The organism is Notoacmeibacter sp. MSK16QG-6 (assembly GCF_024158145.1).
GTDB lineage: Bacteria > Pseudomonadota > Alphaproteobacteria > Rhizobiales > Rhizobiaceae > Notoacmeibacter.
In genome coordinates this window covers 703499-720205 of the sequence record NZ_JAMYXM010000001.1, presented here as the reverse complement: position 1 = coordinate 720205, position 16707 = coordinate 703499, and the positions used below count along the sequence as shown (strand labels likewise).

The 16707-nt window shown below is 59.0% G+C and carries 13 protein-coding genes; 7 read left to right on the top strand and 6 right to left on the bottom strand.

The genetic code is table 11. The features are described from left to right. Positions 1–6: 6 nt before the first annotated feature. Positions 7–1212 carry a hypothetical protein gene (locus NIM86_RS03490; RefSeq protein ID WP_253379138.1) on the bottom strand — a complete coding sequence of 402 codons (1206 nt, stop codon included), beginning with the start codon at positions 1210–1212 and terminating at the stop codon, positions 7–9. A 346-nt stretch (positions 1213–1558) separates the two neighbouring features. On the opposite strand from NIM86_RS03490, the gene NIM86_RS03485 reads away from it, so the two are divergent. The 5 genes from NIM86_RS03485 to NIM86_RS03465 all read left to right on the top strand — a co-directional run bounded on the left by NIM86_RS03485 (position 1559) and on the right by NIM86_RS03465 (position 9671). After that, entirely contained in the window at positions 1559–2038 is a 480-nt protein-coding gene (locus NIM86_RS03485; protein WP_253379136.1) for a hypothetical protein, read from the top strand. 147 nt (positions 2039–2185) lie between these two features. Next, positions 2186–4429, top strand: coding sequence for a DNA topoisomerase IV subunit A (gene parC, locus NIM86_RS03480; RefSeq protein WP_253380688.1), 2244 nt, complete (start codon positions 2186–2188; stop codon positions 4427–4429). Between the two features lie 181 nt (positions 4430–4610). Then, positions 4611–5294, top strand: a complete 684-nt coding sequence (locus NIM86_RS03475) for a TetR/AcrR family transcriptional regulator (protein WP_253379135.1) — start codon at positions 4611–4613, stop codon at positions 5292–5294. A 1-nt stretch (position 5295) separates the two neighbouring features. Further along, a complete protein-coding gene (locus tag NIM86_RS03470; RefSeq protein WP_253379134.1) occupies positions 5296–6516 on the top strand; it encodes an efflux RND transporter periplasmic adaptor subunit in 1221 nt (406 codons plus the stop codon). After that, positions 6516–9671 (top strand): efflux RND transporter permease subunit, encoded by a 3156-nt coding sequence (locus NIM86_RS03465; RefSeq protein ID WP_256478326.1) that lies wholly within the window; start codon positions 6516–6518, stop codon positions 9669–9671. The genes NIM86_RS03470 and NIM86_RS03465 overlap by 1 nt, the downstream gene beginning before the upstream one ends. Positions 9672–9693: 22 nt before the next feature. On the opposite strand, the gene NIM86_RS03460 is transcribed toward NIM86_RS03465, so the two are convergent. The 5 genes from NIM86_RS03460 to hemB all read right to left on the bottom strand — a co-directional run bounded on the left by NIM86_RS03460 (position 9694) and on the right by hemB (position 15087). After that, positions 9694–10611, bottom strand: a complete 918-nt coding sequence (locus NIM86_RS03460; RefSeq protein ID WP_253379132.1) for a DMT family transporter — start codon at positions 10609–10611, stop codon at positions 9694–9696. A 76-nt stretch (positions 10612–10687) separates the two neighbouring features. Further along, positions 10688–11443: an arginyltransferase gene (locus tag NIM86_RS03455; RefSeq protein ID WP_253379131.1), complete on the bottom strand. Its 756-nt coding sequence runs from the start codon at positions 11441–11443 to the stop codon at positions 10688–10690. Positions 11444–11471: 28 nt separating this feature from the next. Then, positions 11472–13304, bottom strand: coding sequence for an SLC13 family permease (locus tag NIM86_RS03450; protein ID WP_253379130.1), 1833 nt, complete (start codon positions 13302–13304; stop codon positions 11472–11474). Positions 13305–13453: 149 nt separating this feature from the next. Beyond that, complete coding sequence (locus NIM86_RS03445; protein ID WP_253379129.1) at positions 13454–13951, bottom strand: RDD family protein; 498 nt, start codon at positions 13949–13951, stop codon at positions 13454–13456. Between the two features lie 107 nt (positions 13952–14058). Further along, positions 14059–15087, bottom strand: a complete 1029-nt coding sequence (gene hemB, locus NIM86_RS03440; RefSeq protein ID WP_253379128.1) for a porphobilinogen synthase — start codon at positions 15085–15087, stop codon at positions 14059–14061. A 195-nt stretch (positions 15088–15282) separates the two neighbouring features. Here hemB and NIM86_RS03435 point away from each other — a divergent pair, with 195 nt between their 5' ends. Further along, positions 15283–15777, top strand: coding sequence for a DUF6163 family protein (locus tag NIM86_RS03435; protein WP_253379126.1), 495 nt, complete (start codon positions 15283–15285; stop codon positions 15775–15777). A gap of 163 nt (positions 15778–15940) precedes the next feature. Further along, on the top strand, positions 15941–16453 hold the full coding sequence (gene ldtR / locus NIM86_RS03430) for a transcriptional regulator LdtR (RefSeq protein ID WP_253379124.1): 513 nt from the start codon (positions 15941–15943) through the stop codon (positions 16451–16453). Positions 16454–16707: the final 254 nt, after the last annotated feature.

Genomic DNA, 16707 nt, shown 5'->3' with positions numbered 1-16707 from the left:
TCGCCGTCACTCGGCCTGATTGGCCATAATGTCCGGGTTGAGAAGCGCCGGCAGTTCCTGCGGGTTGGATTTGGCAGTATCGGCGATTTGTCCCACTGTGGTGCCGTCCTTCGGCTCGATCATGATCGAGAGCGACTGCGGATCGTTCAGATAGGTCTGAAGCGCCGCGCCCACCTTCTGCGCCAGATCCGCCGGCACGTAAGATGCGAGAACGGCGGGAGCAATCATAGCCATTTGGAGCTTTAACTGCTCCGGCTGCGCATTCTGCCGCTTGGCAGCGACGCCGATGATCTTGTCGGTCAGCGAGGCGTCATCGATCCGAAGGGAAAATTTGTTCAGCACAACCTGGCGGTAGAGCGGCGCCATTTCTTGCGTCATCATCTCGAACTGACGCTCTTCATCGTCGACCTGGCTGATTTTCCGGTCGAGCTTCTGGAATTCCAGCATCAGTTCGGGCGTTACCGCCGAAGCTTTCCCTTCGAATTGCAAGGTGGCGGCATCGTCGAATTCCATACGCTGGACGAAGGTGAGAGTGCCGTTTTGCGGGTCATAGCGGCCGGAGCCTTCGCCGCGGCCTTCAATGGTGGAATAGCCAAGATCGGCCAATTGCTGGCGCATCGCGCGGCTACTCTCCGCATTGCTCTCATCTCCGTATGGGAGCTGCGTATTGAAAACAAAACGTCCGATCGACCCGGTCGAGGACATCGGCTTTTCCGGATCGTAGCTCATGCCGGTGGCGGACAGATTTTCCATCCTGACGAATTCACCAGCCGGCACCGAGACAGCCAATCTGTCCATCTGGAACGCTTCGACCTGGATCGGGGCGATATTGTCGGGATCGTCCTGACGAAGAAGCTGGAGCTGCTCGAAAGAAATGGCCGAAAGGTCGAGCTTCGTCTCTTCGTCCAAGTCGACGGCTCTGGCGGGTAGCTCGGCGCGCTGGATGCGGAAATAGTCTCCGTCCTCCGTGACATCCTCAAGGCGGATCTCGTCGTAGGAGAATTGTTTGTCGCCGTCGCCGACTTGCACATCGGCCAGAACGACGTCATCGCCATCTTCTTTTGCCGACCCGACTTCGATTTCCACACCTTCATCGCCGAGCAGTTTGACCAGGCGGTCGGAGACGGATTGCGCGTCGACAGCCCATGCCGGCATTGCGATGGCCGGCATGAGAGCAAGGCCGAGGCCTGCAGTGAGCAAGAACTGGCGCATTTCAAAAATCCTTTGGGTCATTTGTAATAGGCCGCCGTGAGCGGGCGTTTGAAGGCAACCTATCGCTCAAAATGGGCACGAAAAGACACAATCGCTCACATCGAGTTGAACGAGATGGCTAGCTATAGGCGCGTCATCAAGCTTTCAGCGTCAATTGAAACGCCAAATCGTCTGCCGGCACCGCCGGTTAGGACGTTCAGGGTTGGATAACCATCCAGCACATTGCGATCTCCCGGTCCGTGAGGTGAACCCGAACTGAACGGCGGCTTCATGGCCGCGATAGGGTGGCCCTGCCATGATTGCCTTGCTTCCGCCACGGAAGAGACAAAAAGGAAAGGAAACAATCATGCCCACATTGTTCAGAACCCTGACCCTTGGCGCCACGGCCGCTATAGGAGCCGTCACGCTAGCTGCATTCGCAGAGCCGGCTCCCGCCATGGCCCAGGTCGACTGCCGTGTCGTCGAAACAATCGGCAATGCCCTTGCCGGCGATATCCGCAATCAGATGAATGCCCGTGTCCGCGGCACGCGCTATGAAATCAGCCGCCGCAAAACGCTTGTTATCCACAGCGTCGACCGCGTTCGTTTCGATGGCTGCCGCATGCATGCAAATCTCTCTGTGACGCTCAAGCGGAAAATCCGGCGCGATGCCACCGGTTCGGTCCGTCTTGGTGCGACCGTCCAGAGCTTTACGCCCGACCGCGTCTGCCTAGGCGGTGTCGGCGTAGAGGATGTCTCGCTCAGCCGCACACTCGGTATCGGAGAGCGCTGGTATCGTCGTGCCGCCAACCGCGCTTTGCCGAACCAGCAGTGTTTCTCGCGATAGGTTCTGCGCTGAATATCTTCGAGCCTTGCCGGATCGTCCCTCGGTCCGGCGGGGCTTGCCCGCTCAAACGTGTCGAAAACCGGTGAAAACCGCAAGAAAGCGGCGTTTCGGATTGGTGAAACGAGCGGATTTCGCTATGACGAGCCTATGGGCCAGGAAGGCGAGTCGCCAAAAGACGACATCACTCCGATTGATTTGAAGAACGCGCTCGAAGAGCGCTACCTTGCCTATGCGCTCTCGACAATCATGCACCGCGCATTGCCGGATGTGCGCGATGGCCTGAAGCCGGTGCATCGCCGCATCATGCATGCCATGCGCTTGCTGCGCCTCGATCCGGATCGAGGCTATGTGAAATGCGCCCGGATCGTCGGCGACGTGATGGGTAAATTCCATCCGCACGGCGATAGCGCGATCTATGACGCGCTGGTGCGTCTCGCCCAGTCTTTCTCGGTGCGCTATCCATTGGTCGACGGGCAGGGCAATTTCGGCAATGTCGATGGCGATAACGCCGCGGCGATGCGCTATACCGAAGCCAAGATGACGGAAGTGGCTTCGCTTCTTCTGGAGGGGATCGCCGAAGACGCCGTCGATTTCCGCGATACGTACAATGAAGAGGATCGAGAGCCGGTCGTTCTTCCCGGCGCATTTCCGAACCTGCTGGCCAATGGCTCGTCGGGCATCGCGGTCGGCATGGCGACGAACATTCCGCCGCATAATGCCGCCGAACTTTGTGACGCAGCGCTTCATCTCATCAAGCATCCGAACACCAAAAGCGGCGATCTGATGCGCTTCGTGCCGGGGCCGGACTTCCCGACCGGCGGCATCATTGTCGAAAGCGCTGACAGCATGGCCGAGGCCTATGAGACCGGCCGCGGAGGGTTTCGTGTCCGCGCCCGCTGGCACAAGGAGGATTTGGGCCGGGGCAACTGGGTCGCGGTCGTAACCGAGATTCCCTATCAGGTGCAGAAGAGCCGCCTGATCGAGAAGACCGCCGAACTGTTGCTCGCCAGAAAGCTGCCGCTTCTCGAGGACATCGCCGATGAGAGCGCGGATGACATCCGCATCGTTCTAACGCCCAAGAGCCGCGCCGTCGACCCCGAACTCCTGATGGAAAGCCTGTTCCGCCTGACGGATCTGGAAAGCCGCGTTTCGCTGAACATGAATGTGCTGTCCGGCGGCAAAGTGCCGGGCGTGCTGTCGCTCGCGGATTGCCTGCTGCAATGGCTGGAGCACCGCAAGGATGTCTTGATCCGCCGGTCGCGGCACCGTCTCGGAAAGATCGAACAGCGGCTGGAGGTTCTGGGTGGCCTGCTGATCGCCTACCTCAATTTGGATGAGGTGATCCGCATCATCCGCGAGGAGGATGACGCCAAGGCCGAATTGATTGCCGCCTTCGATCTGACCGAAGTGCAGGCCAACGCCATTCTGGACATGCGGCTACGCAATTTGCGCAAGCTCGAAGAAATGGAAATCCGCCGCGAGCACGAAAATCTGACCGAAGAAAAAGCCGGCCTCGAGGCGCTTCTCGCTTCCGACGAAGAGCAGTGGAAAACCATTGCCGGTCAGATACGCGAAGTCAGAAAGATATTCGGCCCGAAGACCGATATCGGACGCAGGCGAACCGATTTTGCCGATGCGCCGGCTAAGGATTTGGCGGCCATTCAAGAGGCCATGATCGAGAAGGAACCGGTCACGGTCGTTCTTTCGAACAAGGGGTGGGTGCGGGCACTCAAGGGCCATCTCGCCGACATGTCGAACCTGTCCTTCAAGGACGGAGATGGCCTCAAGATCGCATTTCATGCGCAAACGACCGACAAAATTCTGGTCATGTCCCGTTTCGGTCGTGTGTATACGATTGGCGCTGACCGGCTACCGGGCGGCCGAGGTGCGGGCGAACCGATCCGCATTATGGTCGATATGGAAAATGACGACGATATCGTGACCGCTTTCGTTCACCAGCCAGGTAAGAAGCGACTGGTGGCCAGCAAGGCAGGTTACGGTTTCGTGGCTGGCGAGGACGATCTCGTCGCCAATACACGCAAGGGCAAGCAGGCGCTTAACGTTAAAGCGCCGGACGAAGCTGCTTTCGCTGTTCCCGTCGAGGGTGAGACCGTGGCGATTGTGGGCGAGAACCGGAAAATGCTGGTTTTCCCTGTCGAGCAGGTCGCCGAATTGACGCGCGGCAAGGGTGTACGCCTGCAACGCTATAAGGATGGCGGCGTTTCCGATATCCAGGTGTTCAACCTTCCCGATGGCCTGACTTGGCAGGATAGTGCAGGTCGCAGCTTCAGTCGCTCCAATGACGATCTTCTGGAATGGAAGGGCGATCGTGCCATGGCGGGCCGCATGGTGCCGAAAGGCTTTCCGAAGAGCGGCAAATTCGCCGGCTGAAAGCCGGATCGCGACCCTTAATATCGTTTCAGAATGCAACTGCTGTCGGCTCTGTTTAACACAGAACGCAGGAGCCGTTTAACCAAGTCCATTTTCAAAGCGAATGATCGTTCGCTTTTACTTGACCTGCCGTGTGCAACGCAATAAATGCGAACGATCATTCGCGTTTGGTTTTGTGCCGATGAACTTCTTCAAGTCCTGCCATGCCAGGAAAGCGGCTAACGGACAGTCGACCCGAGCCGAGAAGCGTGAGCTTCAGGCTCGGCGCATTCTGCGTGCGGCAACCCATTGCTTCGTTCGGTCCGGTTTTCAGGGTGCGTCCATGCAGGAAATCTGCAAGGAAGCGGATATGAGCCCGGGCGCTCTCTATCGCTATTTTCCGTCCAAGGAAGCGATTATCGATGCGATCGTCGCGGATGCGCGCAAGAACGATGCCGAAATTCTGACGAAGATGGCGAGCCGCGACGACGTCGTCGAGGGAATGGTCGAAGCCTTTTACAACCATTTGCGGGTTTTAGAGGACGCAGGTCTGCGACCGCTCTTCGTTGAAATTCGCGCGGAAGCCATGCGCAATGTCGCCGTGCGGATGACCTGCCAGGAAAACGAAGATCACGTGCGGCAGAGTTTTCGGCAATATCTCGAAACGGCTTTGCAAGATGGACGTATTCGTCCAATCGTTCCATTGGACGCGGTGATGACAATACTCATGTCGGTCGGCGAAGGTCTTATCATGGCCGATCTCTCCGATAATCAATTGTCGTCCACGGATATCCAGCAAGCTTTGCGAGCTACTATTTCAGCGGTCGTGCGGCCGATTGGCGTAGCGCACGATCAATCAGAACTTCGCCTTGACGGAATTGTTTAACATGGGTCGCTTTTTACTTTTATCGATAATGGCCGCCGCTCTGACCGTCGGACCTGCTTCGTCCGGTTTCGCCAATGACGCCGATGCGGCGAGACCGACGGAAGTCCAGACCAAGCCGCCCGCGATCCGCGTGACGGAAGCGGATGAGCGCCATATGACCGCTTCCTTGCCGGCCAATGGAACCATCGCTCCGCGTCAGGAGGCCGTTGTCGGGACAAATCTTTCCGGATTGGCAATCCTGGAACTGCTGGCCGATGAGGGCGATTTTGTCGAGAAGGGCGAGGTCCTTGCACGGCTCGATACCAACTCGCTCGACATTCAGCGAATTCAGGCCGTTGCCCAGCGCGATGCGGCAGAGGCGCAGGTCGCCCAAGCGCAGTCTCAGGTCGCCGATGCGCGGGTGGCCGTGAGCCAGGCCGAGGACGCGCTCGGCCGCCAGGAACAGTTGCGCAAAAGCGGCACCGTCGCCAAGGCGGCGTTGGACGATTCGCGCTATTCGCTCGATAGCGCCCGCGCTAAATTGTCCACGGCGGAGCGCGCAGTGACGGCCGCGCAATCGCAAATCGCCGTCTCCGATGCGCAAATTCGCGATATCGACCGCCGGATTGCGGATGCCGAAGTAACGGCGCTGTCATCGGGGCTCGTTCTCGAACGGAACGCAACGCTTGGTGCGGTTGTGGCCGCAGGCTCCTCGCCGCTTTTCCGCATTGCCGTCGACGGGCAGTTGGAGCTGGCCGCGGAAGTGTCTGAAACCGAGTTGGTATCCCTTGAACCAGGCATGAAGGCCAATGTGTTTCTGCCGGGCCGCGAAGAACCGATTGAGGGAACCGTCCGCATCGTCGACCCGGAAATCGATTCCGTTACCCGGCTGGGCACAGTGCGGATCGTGTTGCCAAAAACCTCGGGCCTGCGGACCGGCGCGTTTGCTCGCGCCGAGATTCAGACTGTGGACAGGCAGGCGGTTGCGGTGCCCTCGACTGCTATTCTTTTCGACGGAAGACGGCCCCAATTGCAGAAGGTTGTCGACAGCGTGATCGAAACAACGCCGGTCGAAATCGGCGTTAGAACGGACGGATTCATCGAGGTCCGCAATGGCGTCGATGCCGGTGATCTTATTGTCAGCAGGGCGGGCACATTCGTCGCCGATGGCGACCGTATCCGGCCCATTCGCGAGACAGCATCCGTGGCGGACGCTGCCCAGAAGACGGGGTCCATCGACTGATGAATTTCTCCGCCTGGTCCATTCGGAACCCGATGCCGCCAATATTGCTGTTCATCGTGCTGATCGCGCTCGGCATGATGAGCTTCTTCAAGCTGCCGGTCACGCGCTTTCCGAATATCGATTTTCCGCTCGTTTCGGTCGTCGTGACGGATTCGGGCGTCGCGGCATCCGAAATGGTGACGCAGACCACAAAGATCGTTGAGGATGCGGTCGCCAACATTTCCGGTGTCGATCAGGTCATTTCGAATGTAACGGAGGGCCGCTCGATTACGGTCGTCCAGTTCAAACTCGATACGCCAACACAGGAAGCGGTTACCGATACCAAGGATGCAATCGAAGGCATCCAGGCCGATCTGCCCGGCTCGGCAAACGACCCGATCGTCAACCGGGTCGATATCGAGGGACAGGCGATCGTCACCTATGCCGTTTCCAATCCCGGACGCACTTTGGAAGAGCTATCCTGGTTTGTCGACGACACCGTCATCTCGGAGCTTCAGGGCCTGAAAGGCGTCTCGCGCGTCGACCGCTACGGCGGCGTCACGCGTGAAATTGAGGTCGAAGTGGATCCGGATCGCCTGGCGGCGCTCGGCGTCTCGGTCGGCCAGATCAGCGATGCGCTGCGCGCGGCCAATGCCGATCTGACGGGCGGCCGCGCGGAAATTGCCGGGCGTGAACAGACGATCCGGGCGCTAGGCGCGACGCAGAGTATCGAGGATCTTCGCAAGCTGGAAATACCTCTCGCCGGCAATCGCCGCGTTCGCGTCGAACAGGTGGCGACGGTTACCGATGGCTGGTCCGAGCAACGATCCTTCTCCCGGTTCAATGGCGAACCCGTGGTCAGTTTCGCCATCTTCCGCGGCAAAGGCGCCTCCGACGTTTCCGTCGCTGAGCGGGTATCCGAGGCAGTGGCGGAGATCAGCGAGCAGAATCCGGATTTCCAGATGAGGCTGGTCGACATCTCGGTGGAATATACGGAAGGCAACTATGAAAGCGCGATGCACACGCTTTACGAGGGCGCGCTTCTGTCGGTGGCGGTCGTCTTCCTTTTTCTGCGGAACTGGCGTGCCACACTGATTTCCGCATTCGCGCTGCCGCTTTCCATCATCCCCACCTTCTGGGTGCTGGACCTGCTGGGATTTTCGCTCAATCTGGTGTCGCTGTTGGGCGTGACGCTCGTCGTCGGCATCCTGGTCGACGACGCGATCGTGGAGATCGAGAACATCGTTCGGCACATCTCCATGGGCAAATCGCCCTATCGCGCCTCTCTTGAAGCCGCCGACGAAATCGGTCTGGCCGTGATCGCGATCTCGGCGACCATCATTGCCGTTTTTGCGCCGGTTTCGTTCATGGACGGCATCGCCGGCCAATATTTCAAACAGTTCGGTCTGACCGTCGCAGTGGCGGTGTTCTTCTCGCTACTCGTTGCGCGTCTCATAACGCCATTGATGGCCGCTTATCTGATGCGCGGATCGGGTCATCCGGAGGACCAGGCGCCCGGACGCCTGATGAACCTCTACACCAATTTCCTCTACGGTACGCTGCGCTTTCGCTGGCTGACATTGATTGTCGGCGTGGCATTCTTTTCCGCGGCGATCTGGAGCACCTCGCTGCTGCCGACGGGCTTCGTTCCGAAGGAAGATGCTTCGCGCGTCGTGTTGTCGCTCGAACTGCCGCCAGGCAGCAAACTTTCCGATACACGGACGTCTGCCGATGAGCTTGTCGACCGGCTCCGGGAAATTCCCGAAGTCGACAATGTCTATATCGTTGGCGGCGCCAGCCCGACCGGCGATCTCGAATTGCGGCGCGGCTCCATCACGGTCGACCTCATTCACAAGTCGGAACGTGAACGATCCCAGGCGCAAATCGAAACGGAAATTCTCAATCTCGTCGAAGAGGTCCCGGATATCCGCGCCTATTTCGTGGACGACCGCGGCGAGCGCGAATTGCAGATCGCCCTCCTCGCCGAGCGGGACGATCTGCCGCTCGATCAGGCGGCGCGTGATATTCAGCAGGCTATGGTCAAGACGGGCAAGTTCCGCTCCGTGACCTCCAATGCGGCGCTGGACCGACCGGAAATAATCGTCGAACCGCGGCAGGACCGGCTGGCGGAACTCAATATCTCGACGGCAACACTTTCTAACGTGCTGCGCGTGGCGACAATCGGCGATTTCGATCAGAACCTCGCAAAGTTCAAGGTTGACGACCGTCAGATTCCAATCCGGGTTCAGTTGACCGAGACGGCGCGCGAAGACATCGATGTCATCCGCCAGCTCTCAATCCCGACGCCGTCCGGCAAGACTGTTCCGCTGGCTTCCGTGGCCAATATCCGATTCGGTCAGGGACCGACCTCGATCCAGCGTTTCGATCGCGAACGCCGCATTCTGATCGGCGCTTCCATGATTGAGGGTGTGGAGATCGGTGTCGGTACGGAAATCGTCAATAATCTGCCGGAAGTGCAAAACCTTCCGGACGGGTTGCGCGTGCAGGAATCGGGCAATGCCGAAATCATGGGTGATGTCTTCGCCGGGTTCCGCGATGCCATGATCACCGGTCTGATGCTGGTGCTCGTTGTGCTGATCCTCCTGTTCGGTTCCGTGTTCCATTCCATGACCATTCTTCTATCGCTGCCATTTTCTATCGGCGGTGTGGTCGCCGCGCTGGTTGTCACCAATACGGCGATTTCCATGCCTGTGGTCATCGGCATCCTCATGCTCATGGGCATCGTGACGAAGAACGCCATCATGCTGGTCGACTTCGCCATCGAGGAAATCAAGCTGGGCGTGCCGAGACGCGAGGCGATGATCGATGCCTGCCGCAAACGTGCGCGGCCCATCATCATGACGACCATCGCCATGAGTGCAGGCATGGTGCCCGCTGCACTGGCGATCGGAGATGGCGGCGAATTCCGTGCTCCGATGGCGATCGCCGTGATCGGCGGCCTGCTGATCGGTACGCTACTGACATTGGTCTTTGTGCCCAGCTTGTTCGATATCATGGATTCCGTCAGTCGCCGCATCGGCGCTCTCTTCCGTTGGGCGCTGAAGCCCAACAAGAAGGAAGAGATCAGCGATGACGAAATTCACGCCGCCAATGTCCAACAGCACAAAGAAGATGCTGGCGAAGTGATGGATCGGTTCGGCCACGCGGCGGAATAAACCCTGACACGTGAGCCGCCCTTCAAGCGCTCCGGCGAGGACGAATGCCGGGCGGCCTTCTGCTCTTTCTGACCTGCATAGCCGTGTCGAAAGCCACTGCGCCAACGATCAGCCCACCGCCGACCAATGCGGCGGTAGAGAGTGTTTCGCCGAATATCAGGTAGAGCCAGACGGGAGCGATGGTCGTTTCAAGCAAATAGAAGAGTGCCGCCTGAGGGGCAGGGATATATCGCGGCGCCTGGGCAAGCAGAAAAAAGGCAACGGGTAAGACCAGACCGCCATTGACCGTCAGCCAGAACCACGATCCGACTTGAGCGGATGCATCTTCCTTGCCCAGAAGAAGTGCGGCGCCGAGCATGGCGGGCAGGACGCAGGCGATCAATGGTGTGAAGCCCATCGCCCTGCCGCTCCATCGCGATACTGTGATGGCTCCGGCAATGAGGAGCGCCGAACCGAAACCGCAGATTTTGACAAGATGGCTCCCGGCCGTCGGATTGCCGGCGATAAGACCGACCCCGAGAAGAACGGTGAGAAGCGCGACCCAAGTCGCTATGGAAGGACGTTCGCCGAGAAAGAAGAACACCAGAAGGGCCGCCAGCAAAGGGCTCGTCGCGAGCAGGAAGAGCAAGGCACCTGTCGCGCCGTCTTCCGCCGAAGCCAGCACGCCGACAATGAAGACAATCGACCCCGTTCCGTAAAATAGGCTCACCAGCACTCCGGGCCAGCCGGGAATCAACGCCGGCGCCTTGTCGCTCAACGTTCGCCAAACGAGCCATATCAGCAGCGCCGCGCCCACTTCCAGCATCGAGCGGAAGAGAAGCGCCGAGGCGAGATCTGCGTCCGCGAGACGCAGGGTCGGGATATCCACGGTCAGGGAAAGCCCGCCGACAAGAGCGAGACCGTAACCCGTCAAGGCGGACCGCGATCCGGTCTGATACATCTGCCATATCCGCAATTGGTTGAAGATCGCCCGGCCATAACCGGCCAGCCAAAGCCTGTCGAGAAGGCAGCGCGCTTCAGTCGCCAGACGAGAAGCGTCGCCACCCTTCAGGCATCAGATGTTCCTGTGGCTGAAAGCGCACCTTATAGGCCATCTTCCGCGAGCCCTCGACCCAATAGCCGAGATAGACATGCGGCTTGCCCGCATCGCGCGCCCGCTTGACATGGTCGAGAATGAGATAGGTGCCGAGTGAGCGGCTTTCCTCTTCCGGGTCGTAGAAGGAATAGACCATAGAAAGCCCATCCGCCATTTCGTCGGTCAGGGCGACGGCAACCAGTTTGCCTTGGCCTTCACCAGTCAGAAAGCTGTCCGGACCACGACGTCGGTACTCGATGATTCGGGTGTTGACGAAGCTGTCCTCGACCATCATCGCATAGTCCAGAACGCTCATTTCGGCCATTCCGCCTTCCGCGTGGCGATGCAGAAGATAGTCACGGAAGAGATCGTACTGCTCGGAACTCGGCTCGGCGGCGTAGGTCGTCCCGACCAGGTCGGCATTACGCTTCAGAACCCGTTTCTGGTTTTTCGACGGCACGAATTCTTCCGCCAGTATCCGCACGGAAACGCAGGCGCGGCATGTCTCGCAGGCCGGGCGATAGGCGATATTGGCGCTGCGGCGAAACCCGCCCTGGGTGAGCAGATCGTTGAGATCGGGCGCGCGTTCTCCCACCAGATGGGTGAAGACCTTGCGCTCCTGCTGATCCGGCAAATAGGGACAGGTCGACGGTGAGGTCAGGAAAAACTGCGGTGTTTTGGTCGGATGCTGCGTCATCGTCCCGGAATCTGGTCCTTCCTACGGCCTAGTTCCAGAGCCCATAATACCACGGAGCGAACAGACTGAAAGCTATCCATACAAGGATTACCAGCGGAATGCCGGTTCGCAGGAAATCGCCGAAGCTGTATCCGCCCGGACCCATGACCAGTAGATTGGTCTGATAGCCCATTGGCGTTGCGAAAGACACGTTCGATGCGAAGATGACCGTCGCCACCATTGCCTCCAGCGGGATGCCGGAAAGTTGCGCCGCCGAAAGGGCGACGGGCGTCGCCAGAACAGCCGTGGCGTTGTTGGACAGAAAATTGGTCAGAACCGCAACGAAAAGGAAGAAACCGGACAGAATAAACGGCTTTGCCCAGCCAGCCATACCGGCAATGACGGCTTCGGCCAAGAATTGCGCGCCGCCGGTCTGCTCCAGCGCTGTTGCGGCGGCAATGGACGCGCCGACCAGCAGAAAAATCTGTTCGTTGAAGGCGCGCTTGGCCTGGGTGAGTGTTAAGCAGTTGGTGGCCACCATTAGAACCGCGCCGATGGATGCCGATACGGAAATCGGTGCAAGACCGCTCAGCGCAGCCAACACCACCCCGGCAAAGATGCAGAGCGCTAACCATGCCTTCTGGGTCTGAGGTACAGCTTCGGCGCTCCATTCCATGACAAGCAGGTCGTGATTGTCCCGAATGGCGACGAGGCGCTCTGTGCGGCCGCCGATCAGAACGTTGTCGCCCGGCTCCAGACGAATGTCGCCCATGGAGACCCGTCCCATGCGGCTTCTTCGTTGAACGGCAAGCACATCGACATTGTGTTCGGTCTGAATGCCGGAATTGCGGACGGTACGACCGCTATGGCGGGAGCCCGGAGCGACAATCGCCTCCACCACCTGATAATCCGGACCCGGTCCGCCGCTCCGTTCCGCCGTTTCGCCCTCGTTCTCGCCGCCATTCGTCAGCGAGCCTCGGGTGCCGCCCGCCAAGGCTTTCATGAAAGCCTTACGTGTGCCGGCGAGAACCATCAAATCGCCCTGACTGATGACGACATCCTCGAAAGGCGGCAGGATCCTGACGCCTCGGCGTTCGATGATGCGCGGCATGAGATTACGGAGTTCCGGGAACAGGCCCGCGCGGCTTTCCATGCCGACGAATGGATGATCCGGGCCGACCCGGATTTCTCCGATGAACTGGGCGCCGGCGCCCGGCCGTTCACGAAATTCGGTCGTGTCCTTTCGCCCAATCATTCGGGGCACGAAGAGCAACACGTAGGCTCCACCGACCGCCAAAAGGACGAGGCCCGGGATGGTAATGTCGAACATGTCGATTGAAAGGCCCTGCTTGGCGGCGATTCCGGCGACCAGCAGGTTGGTTGACGACCCGATCAGCGTTGTCATGCCGCCCAGTATGGACAGGTAGGAAAGCGGCAGCAGCGCTCCTGCGACGTCCAGATTGCGCTGCGCCGCCAGCACCGTCAGCACCGGGATAAAGATGACGACCACCGGCGTATTGTTTAGGAAAGCCGATAACACCGCAGCGGCGACGAGCGTGATGATGAGCGACAAAGCGCCAGACCGTCCGCCCAGTTTGCCGATCATCCGCGCTGGCCGGTCCATCGCATCGGTTGCGAAAAGCCCCTGGCCGATAATGATCAGCGCGAGAACGCTGATAAGCGCTGGATTGGCAAAGCCGGTGAGCAATTGCTCCGGCGGAAGACTGGCATCGGCCCGGTCAAGCGGGAACAGTGTGAAGAGGGCGAGCAGTGCAGCAAGGGAAAAGATGCTGACCGCTTCGAGGCTGAAGCGGTTCGACGTATAGGCGGCAATGGTTAGCGCGATAATGAATATCGTCGCCCAGATATGAAAGTCACCCATTTAGCCGACCGGCCCCCGCATCGTCAGTGGACAGACAATACGTCAGGTCAGGTGGGGTAGGAAGGGCATTGTCCGTTGACGATTGTCACGGTGTAGAAACTTATTGCGCTCTTCGCGCTTCGTCGCCAACTGTTTTGCCGGATAACGCCTTAAGACAGTTTTCGAACGACCACTGTGCCGAGCAAGAGATCGTGCACCGTCTGTCTGCGTCCTGTGAACAGCGCGACAAGCAGGATGAAAGGTGTCAGGATCACATTGCCGACCCAGAACAGGACGGAGTGCATCGCGCCCCATAGCGGGTCGAGCGCGCGGCCATCCAACCGCTCGATCTTCAGCCCGAAGAGCCGCATGCCGGGTGTTCCCTGCGCCGGTCCGCCAAGCGTAAAGGCTGTATATATCAGACCGACCAGCGGGAAAATCGCGCCGTAAAGAAGCCAGGCGAGACCAAGGGTCACGATACCGAGAAAGAAAACCAGGATGCCAGCAACGAGACTGAGCACCACGACCGCCGTCCAGTCGAAGAGGAATGCGAAGACGCGGCGCGTCAGCACCTCATCGTAGAGTGCGGGATTGTCGAAATGCGCGACGAGCGGCCGTTGCGCCGTCTCATACTTCTCCGACATCGAGGCCGAGGCTGTATCACTCACGATTCTGTCCACCTTGCAAATATTTTGCACTCTGCATCTTTGGCAGGCAGACGATATGTAGGAATGCGGTCAGGCAGGTGCAAATCGGGACGGGAGCTAAGCGCCGTTCAGGCCTCGGCCAGCATCTCGGCAACCGTCGGGGTGAAGTAGGACAGAATACCGTCGACCCCGGCGCGACGGAAGGCCATCAGACTTTCCAGCATGGCGCGGTCCCGGTCGAGCATGCCGGCGGCGGCGGCGGCCTCGATCATCGAATACTCGCCTGAGACCTGATAGGCGAAGGTCGGCACTTTGAAGGTTTCTTTGACTCGCTGACAGATGTCGAGATAGGGAAGACCGGGCTTCACCATCACCATATCGGCGCCTTCCGCCAGATCCTGTTCGACCTCGCGCAGCGCTTCTTCGCTATTGGTCGGCGAGACGTAGTAGGTTTTCTTGTCGCCCTTCAGCAGACCCATCGTGCCGATGGCTTCGCGATAGGGGCCATAAAAGCCCGATGCGTATTTTGCCGCATAGCTCATTATGGCGACATCCTGAAAGCCTGCTTCGTCCAGTGCGTCGCGAATAGCGCCGATGCGGCCGTCCATCATATCCGATGGCGCGATGATATCGGCCCCGGCGCGCGCTTGCCCGACGGCCGCCTGCGCCAGAATTTCCACGGTTTCGTCATTGACGATGATACCGTCCCGCAGCACGCCGTCATGGCCGTGGCTCGTAAAAGGATCGAGCGCGACGTCGGAAATGATGCCGATTTCCGGCACCTCTGCCTTTATCGCGCGGATCAACCTGTTCATCAAATTGTCGGCATCGAGAATATGGCTGCCGCGCTCGTCCTTCCGCTCTTCTTCGATGTGGGGGAAGGGTGCAATGGCCGGTACGCCGAGAGCTGCGAGGCGTTTGACCTCCTCCACCAGCCGGTCGATCGAGAGGCGCTCTATACCGGGCATGGCGGTGATAGGCTCGGCGTAGTCTTCGCCCTCAGTCACGAAGCAGGTCCAGATCAGATCGTCGACCGTCAGCCGGGTTTCGGCTACCAGCCGACGCGACCAATCGGCCTTTCGCATACGCCGCAGGCGGCGCGATCCGGTGATCTCATCGACAGACCGGCGCATCGAAAAAGAGCTTTTGTCGAGCATGGCTGTCAACCTCTCTACTTCCTTGGCGAAACCGTAATCGGCGTCACTCCTGCCAGTCTTTCCATGAGCCTGCAACAGCCATCGGCTTGGCAGTCGAATGCTGCTCGGGCAATCTCGACATGATCGATTCGCCGGGATCGGCGGATCAGCCGGAAAACAGGGACGGCAGAAAATTTGTCAGGAGGACAAGTTCGAATGGCGTGGCTTCGCCGGCAGCAAGAGACAGGCATCGATGAGGTAGACGATGGAAGGCTTGATGACGCGGGAGCCTATTCCCTCGCCAAGCCGAGTCTGTCCCAGAACGGCTATGTCGTTTTCTTACGGCTTCTCGCCGTCATCGGTATGGTCTGGGGGATCGGCTACTGGCTTCGCCTGATCGGTTGGCATGAAGCGACGGAGTGGCGCTTCGATAGGATGAGCGTCTCGTGGCGCGTTGCCGCGTCCACGCTGGCCGTTCTTTATCCCTTTGCCGCGTCGGGCCTCTGGATGCTGGCGAGCTGGGGCGTGGTGCTCTGGTTCAGCGCCGCGGCAATGGAGTTGACGATGTATGTTGTCTTTCCCGATGTCTTCGGATCGCGGCCTCTCAACATCGCCCTGCATATCTTGATCGCGGTGCTCTACGCAGCCTGGCGTCTCTATATGGCGCATGAGGCCCGCTCTCGCCGGATTGTCGAGGTTGAGCAATCGTGAACGACTCATGCTCTATTTACCCTTTGATTCACTTGAACTTTTGAAAGCCTTCGTTAAGCGAGACCTTTAAGTCGAATTTTATGCGCCTGGGTTCAGTCTGCTGGCATGGTGAGAAGAACGGATAACCGTTCCCGCCGGAGCGTCAGACTGGAAGGAACAGAAAATGACCAGGACAAATCTGCGTGCCGCCGAGCCGCAACAGCCCGCCAAGAGTGGCGAAATTCGTGATCTTTATATGGAATCGGTTCATCTGGTCGAGCGGCTTCACCGCCGGCTGCTGGATGTCATCAAGGACGAATTCGAGCGGCAGGGCCGTTCCGATATCAACGCTATCCAGGCGCTGCTGCTCTTCAATATCGGCGACTCCGAATTGACCGCCGGAGAATTGCGCTCACGCGGATATTATCTCGGCTCAAACGTCTCCTACAATCTCAAGAAGCTTGTAGATCTCGGCTTCATCAACCACCAGAAAAGCCGGGTGGACCGCCGTTCCGTGCGTATTTCGCTGACCGAGGAAGGTCACGAGATCGCCGACGTGGTGGCCGGTCTCTATGATCGTCATATCGGCTCCATCGAGGCGGTGGCCGGCATCGACGAAGACGAGTTTACCCGCATGAACCGCGCTCTCCAGCGCCTGGATCGCTTTTGGAACGACACAATCGCCTATCGCATGTAGACCGATTTCCGGTCTGACCGTCCAAACCGTTCCCAGATTGGCCCGATGAGCGCTTCAGCGCTTGTCGGGCCACTGGCGTTTAAGGTTTTACTCTTTCGGCGAAGCCGCCTCTAGGGCCATCCTGACGCCATATTCAGCGCGCACAGATGGATTGTGTGCGGGGAAAAGCGCCAATCGGACATCATTTTGTGATGGCGATCACGTCGTCTTGGTTAGCGAAGCCTTAATAGAACCCGCTCTAACATATCACGTCC